This window comes from Ruminococcus sp. AF37-20 (assembly GCF_003460465.1).
GTDB lineage: Bacteria > Bacillota > Clostridia > Oscillospirales > Ruminococcaceae > Hominimerdicola > Hominimerdicola aceti.
Map to the genome: position 1 here is coordinate 4,086 of NZ_QTVE01000038.1, position 6,326 is coordinate 10,411.

At 38.9% G+C, this 6,326-nt stretch carries 5 protein-coding genes; all 5 read right to left on the minus strand.

What is annotated here, in order from left to right; all coding sequences use genetic code 11:
- Window positions 1–902, minus strand: a 902-nt coding sequence (locus DW015_RS12730) for an IS256 family transposase (protein WP_242993295.1), incomplete at its 3' end; no start/stop codon positions are given.
- Window positions 903–1,168: 266 nt separating this feature from the next.
- Window positions 1,169–1,387, minus strand: coding sequence for a hypothetical protein (locus DW015_RS13520; RefSeq protein WP_147338992.1), 219 nt, complete (start codon window positions 1,385–1,387; stop codon window positions 1,169–1,171).
- Window positions 1,388–1,759: 372 nt separating this feature from the next.
- Window positions 1,760–2,164, minus strand: a complete 405-nt coding sequence (locus DW015_RS12735; protein ID WP_022287682.1) for a hypothetical protein — start codon at window positions 2,162–2,164, stop codon at window positions 1,760–1,762.
- Window positions 2,148–5,981 (minus strand): polymorphic toxin type 44 domain-containing protein, encoded by a 3,834-nt coding sequence (locus tag DW015_RS12740; RefSeq protein WP_117905896.1) that lies wholly within the window; start codon window positions 5,979–5,981, stop codon window positions 2,148–2,150. The genes DW015_RS12735 and DW015_RS12740 overlap by 17 nt, the downstream gene beginning before the upstream one ends.
- A 59-nt stretch (window positions 5,982–6,040) precedes the next feature.
- On the minus strand, window positions 6,041–6,196 hold the full coding sequence (locus tag DW015_RS12745) for a cyclic lactone autoinducer peptide (protein ID WP_022126621.1): 156 nt from the start codon (window positions 6,194–6,196) through the stop codon (window positions 6,041–6,043).
- Window positions 6,197–6,326: the final 130 nt, after the last annotated feature.

The window sequence follows — 6,326 nt, forward strand, 5'->3', positions numbered from 1 at the left end:
TGTTCAAGCGCAGCGTCCTCAGACGGTGCGTGATAAATGGTTTTCAAATCGTTGGAAAATTCTTTCTTGTTTTTTGCACCAACATATTTCAGCGTGTTTCTTACTTGATGAACGTTACAACGCTGTAATTCTGTCTGTGGAAATGCCGTATTTACGGCTTCTTTCATACCCGAAAGGCCATCGGCACATATCACGAGGACGTCCTTTACGCCGCGATTTTTCAGCTCATTCAGGACTCCAAGCCAATATTTTGCACTTTCGTTTTCTCCAATATGTATGGATAAAACTTCCTTGTGACCTGTCAAATTTACTGCGAGAATCACATATGCAGCCAGCTTCCTGATCTGCCCGTTATCACGCACTGAAAAGTGTACTGCATCGATGAAAACAATCGGATACACTTCATCAAGCGGACGATTCTGCCAATCTTCTATCTGCGGAAGAAGTCTGTCTGTGATGTCGGATACCATACCATCGCTGACCTCAAATCCGTAAATATCTTCGATGGTATCGCTTATCTGGCGTGTTGTCATGCCCTTTGCGTACAGCGAAATGATCTTCTGTTCAATGCCGGAGATGTCCTTTTGACGCTTTTTTACCACCTTTGGCTCAAATGTTCCGTCTCGATCCTGTGGTACTTCGATCTCTGTTTCGCCCAAATTTCCACGTATCTTCTTGGTTTTCCTACCATTACGGTAATTGGAGTTGTCCGAGCGTTCATATGAACTGTACCCTAAGGGTTCATCCAGCTCTGCCTCAAGCATTTCCTGTATAGTGCCGCCCATCAAATCCCTGAGAGCATCCTCTATATCCTTTGCTGTCCTGATATCATACTCCTCGATCAGTTCTGCGATGATATTCTTCTTCCCCTCGCTCATTGGTTCTCTTTTTCTTCTTGCCATAAAAAATCAGCCTCCTGTGTTATTTTTATTATATCACAGTTGACTGACTTTTTACAGACTTTTTTTCAGAGGGTCAATCAATAAAACAATTAGAATGATTGCAGTTTTTTAACTTACCAAAGAATTGATTCATTCATTCGACCTCCTTTGTTCCAAGTAATGACCCTTGTATAAGTTCCAACAGATTTATATTCTCTTGCCATTCCTGCTTCATGTAATTCATACATCTCTCCATCAGTAACAAGACCGCCTCGAAGAGGAGAGCCTTACTCCCAATCATAGAAATCAATTAAATTATATGTTATAGTTGCAATATAACCATTTCTATTTTTTGCACAATGCATGCTCATTGCAGAATCAGCATCACCAATCGAATACCACCAATCAGTTGCAATCTCCGTTTCTCCGACACATCCTGTAGTAGAAAAATTAGTTCCTGGAAAAGCTGTGGCCGGATTTGTAATAAACCATTTTATCAAAACCATTTATTTTGGCATTTTGCTGTTGAAATCAGTGTATACCGGATCAGAAGTTTTAATCTTTACAAGAAGATCAACATAATACGCCTCATCAGATAGTCCTTGCATATGAATTGTTATCGCCCTTGCTTTATCTTCTGTCGCATATACAATGTTTCGTGAAGATAAAAACATAGAAACAATCAATGTAAATATAACAGCTACTATGCTATTTTTTTCACTACAATTCCTCCTAGTTATGATATGTATAAAATATTGCTGAACCCAGACACCTACATTAATTAAAATTATTCGCAAAAAATGAGCAGAAAAAATATAATAACTCTGTAAATATTGAGGCTGCTCTATACCACCTAACTTAGATTGAACTATTTAGACTTATTGCTGTCGATTAGTCAGTATATTATATATACCAATTAGAATTGAACAAAGTAATGCTATCCCATTAAGACTATAACTTAGAATCATACCGAAGCCGCTTCCTGCATTAGGTGTTCCATAATCACCGTTGAAAGCCATAAATATATGAATAAAAAAATCAGTATCGTAAAATATATAACCGATTATAACAGAAAAACAAATGGTCAATATAACACCCAAACAATATATTTTTATATTATGGCTGCTTAACTTAACAAAAAAAGCCAACTGTACCGCTGCATAAATAATAAAAAAAATAAATATAGAAATAACAGAAGCTATCCCTGCTCCTAAATATGCAGTTAAATTAAACAAAAGAGCATATATGAAACTCATCAATACATATTTAACATATTTCATCATAATAATCATATCCCCTTTTGATGAAATCTAAGTCATCCTGATTATCAATAGTATTACCAGTACTAGCGGCATATCCGCTTCCTTTATATAAGATATTTAAAGTAAATCCTGTAGCATGACCAGTACAGCCATATAGATAATTTCCTAAGTTTTCAGAATTCATAATAATATCATTATATACAAATTTGAAACCCTGAGAAAAATAATGAATAGTTGATATCGTATTATTCCAACTTTCCCGTACTTTCACATCCCAAATTCCTCCATGATTAACATTGGTATAGAATTGAACATATCCGTTAAATGAAGGATAGTATATAAAGCTTTCCGCTGCATTTGTCATATCTGTTATAATGTTCTTTAATGGTTCCGTATAATCTAAATAGTATACAGTATCAAATTTGCCGTTAATATCACTATAGATTGAAATATCATTGTTGATTTGTTCAATATTTAATATCGGAACCACACTCGGAATATAATCAAAAAATGTTTTACCATAGCCTTCTGCAGTTAAATTACAAAGCATTTTATATTCTGTATGTGCTTCAACAGGTTTGTCACCAACATAGAATCCATGATTAGCAGCAACATTAGCGATGGTCAAATATGTTATATCATCAATTTCTATAAACCACTTACCGTAAAATTCAACTTGTTCGGAAATATTCAATCCATAATTAAGCTGAAAATTTTGAATTGCCGACTGAGTTGCTCCCCCCATTGCACCATACGCCGACCCTCCCATATCCAAAAAGCCTAAATATTCCAAACATCTTTGTAATGTTGTTATTTTCAACTCTGTTTCGCTAGCGTTCTTTAAGGAAAAATTAAAATCAACGACACCACTATAAAATTCAATAAATTCTTCCCAGCTCATTTCGCTATCTTTTCCTGTAGCCGTATATATATCATATACTTCTGAAACATTGTCTTCTAAATGCAGCATATATGCATTATAAATTCTTTCTATTGACAGTTCTTTCATGACTGCGCCATTATTATTGACGGATTTTGGTTTTGGATCAAAATTATCTAATAGATTATCCCCATCCGTATCCTCCACCGTAGGATCACTCAAAAACGGCGCAACCCTCACAACATCAAGATAATCATCTAAACCGTTTAATTCCCTTGTCAGTTCATTCGATATCTTGACGTCACCTTTTAATTTCAGCACAGTTTTCAAAGTGGGCAGCACAGGTTCATTATCCGAATCCCATGCAAGCATACTGTTCCTGCTGTCAAACTCCTGCCAATCCGTCAAACTGTCGGTATCGCTGTTTGTCCATGCTCCTCTTTTTAGAGGTGATACCAGTGTGAGTTTTTTGAAGTTATTTCCGATAACTATATAGTATGTTTTTGGTTTGTAGCTATCTTTTTCGTATATAAATCCAAAATTATTCAGTCCGAAAAATGCCTCACCATTGCATGTTCCGTCATTATTTAAATCATTCCAGTAGCCGAATGTTCCCGACGTGCACAGCGAATTTGTATTTCTGTACATCATCAGCTTATCTTCTTGTCCGAGATAATTATCCGGCTGTGTCGGAGTCCATTTGGTATATGCGCTGAAATCTTCTCCAGTAAGCCATCTCCAGCCACTTGAGGTGTACTGTCCGCCTATCCAATAAGAATTTTTCGTACCCTTTGAAAGCAGTTTTTCTTCAATGAAACATTGCTCGTCAGAATCGTTTATTGTTACCAGATGTCCGCCGAGCGCCTCGCAGATATCCTCTGCGCTGTCCCAGTCATAGCCGGAAACCGAGCAAATTCCATAGGTATGTCCATTATAGTTTGCTTTTATCATGCTACTTTCAATAAATTCTTCTGTGACTGTTTCGGCTAACGCCATCACCGCAATCTCCGGTTCTTCAACCTCAAATCCCAGACTATCCAGCCACATTTCAATATCCATCAGACAATACGTTCCCAGTTCGCTTGCCTCGCAAATGACGGTATTGTTTTCTAAATCATATGTAGTTTCCACAGGAAGCAGCATATGCAGATCTTCATCAAATCTGAATGCCTGCAAACGCTTTATACCGTCAAGCTCCTCCGTATATGCTGTATACTTATCACTTATATTATTGGTATAATTATCCTTTATCTTATAGTATAGCACACATTCGTCAACTTTGCAAGTGCTTTCGTAAGAGATTTCTACACTTTTTCCGAGAACTGCGTCGTTTTTTATCGCATTCGAGTACGGCGACTGCTTGATCTCTGCGCTGTTTACCGCATAGCCCGAAGATTTGAATTCTACTGTCAACTCGTAAGCGTTATCCTCTGTATTAATATCCTCCAGAGCCTTGCTCTCCGCAGGAATACTTTGCTCAAAAACAAAATCTGCGTCAGGTACTTCAAACGTCTCAGGATCACTCGGATCAAGCCCGATATGCGGCTCATCCCCATCCGGCAAACCGTCCCTGTCCGTATCCGGATTCAACGGGTCGGTGTGATAATCATTCACTTCTTCTCCGCCTTTCAAACCATCGCCGTCGGTATCGTCATTCTGCGGATCAGTTCCCAACTCTATCTCCTGTGCATTGGTCAATCCGTCTTCGTCAGGATCAGCGTCTGCGTCCGAAACACCATCGGTTACCGAATCATACTTTGTGGGATCCGTTCCTGTTACGTATACTTCCTGATAGTCGGTCAGACCATCCCCATCAGTATCGGGATTATTCAAATCTGTACCGATCATATTCTCATAAATGTCCGGAAGCCCGTCACCGTCGCTGTCAAGAAAATCAACAGAATATTCATCCTCTGTTTTTGTTACAACAAAGGGAACAGACTCGATTGTTTCACCGAAATCATTAGGAATTGAAACTTTAAAATATTTTGTTTGAAAATCCTCAGTGATGACATACTGATACGAGTCAGCATCCGAAACTTCTGAAACCAAGGTGTAGCTTTCATTATCATCAGACTGCCATACATCGAAAACCTCGGCTTCATAATCGGTATACCATTCAATATCTATTGCATTCGCTTCGTTATTGTAGTCGCCGTAGGCATAAATTGAAACTCCATCCGGATAATTCTTTATGAAGTCAATAAGGCTTTCATTCGCAACGACTTCTGTCAATGAAGTGTTAGATATTTCCGGATCACCGTTCTTAACGCCTGTAAAACCAAGTGTTACGCTTGAATTAGCATATACGGTGCCTGTATATGTTCCCTTCAAACGATAGCTATACGGTTCTAACTCAGTTACAGTAGCTGCCCAGCTATTCGTAATCTCGGTAATGGTAAAGTTTGTATCAAAGGTAAGTTCCCATGCTTCAATAGGGGAATCGGTGTTATTAGTAATTACGATAGCTCCATTGAAGTTATCTCCCCATGTTTCGTTGACAACTAGCTGAACATCGTAACCGGATTCCTTATTGATGCGCCCTTGACAAAGCTTAAAAGCTTCGGGAACAGCTTCACAATTATCTACTGTATAGCTAAAAGTGATCGAGGAATTAGGCTCAATCCGTGCATTATATCCTGCATTTTTAACATATGAAACTCCGGTAGACGTCTCAGCCCACTGTGCGTCCCAAATGCTTGAAGTGCTGCCGTTTGGATCAAAGTACAGCATCCAGTTTTCAATTGTACTGTCACCTGTGTTGGATAACGTAACGGAAACAACCTCCGTATCACCCCATGAATTAGTTACATTGTAGGAAACAGCATAATTGTCGTAGACATAATTCTGCGTTGTAAAATCCTCTGCCAGTACTGGGATACTGGGTACAAGAGTTGCCGCCATAGCTAAACTCATTACGCCGGAAAGTATTCGTTTGAAGTTGCTTTTAAGTTTCATAACTTCTCCTCCGTTTCCGCAGTGGCGGAGCGCAGAAGCGCTCCGCTCCTGCTTTTTTATCAGTCTTCTTTTGTGAATTTCTTCATGCCTTCAGGCTCTTTGGGCTGATTGTACCACCACCAGCAAGCCTTAGAACTGGAACCGACTCCAATCATCAGCGCAAGGGCTGCCAATGACGAACCGTATTTCAGCATGAGCTTTTTAATTGCTTTCACATTCTTCACCCCTTTTCTTTTTCAGAAATTTATGTAAATCCTCCGGCTCCTTCGGCTGACAATAGGTTATGCTGCAGGCTTGACCTGTTACTAATGTCGTTATGCCATAGATCGCACTGAGAATTAACGT

Coding starts and splice junctions, on each gene's coding strand:
- DW015_RS13520 (WP_147338992.1), bottom strand. CDS start 1,387: ATGGTTTTGATAAAATGGTTTATTACAAATCCGGCCACAGCTTTTCCA.
- DW015_RS12735 (WP_022287682.1), bottom strand. CDS start 2,164: ATGATGAAATATGTTAAATATGTATTGATGAGTTTCATATATGCTCTT.
- DW015_RS12740 (WP_117905896.1), bottom strand. CDS start 5,981: ATGAAACTTAAAAGCAACTTCAAACGAATACTTTCCGGCGTAATGAGT.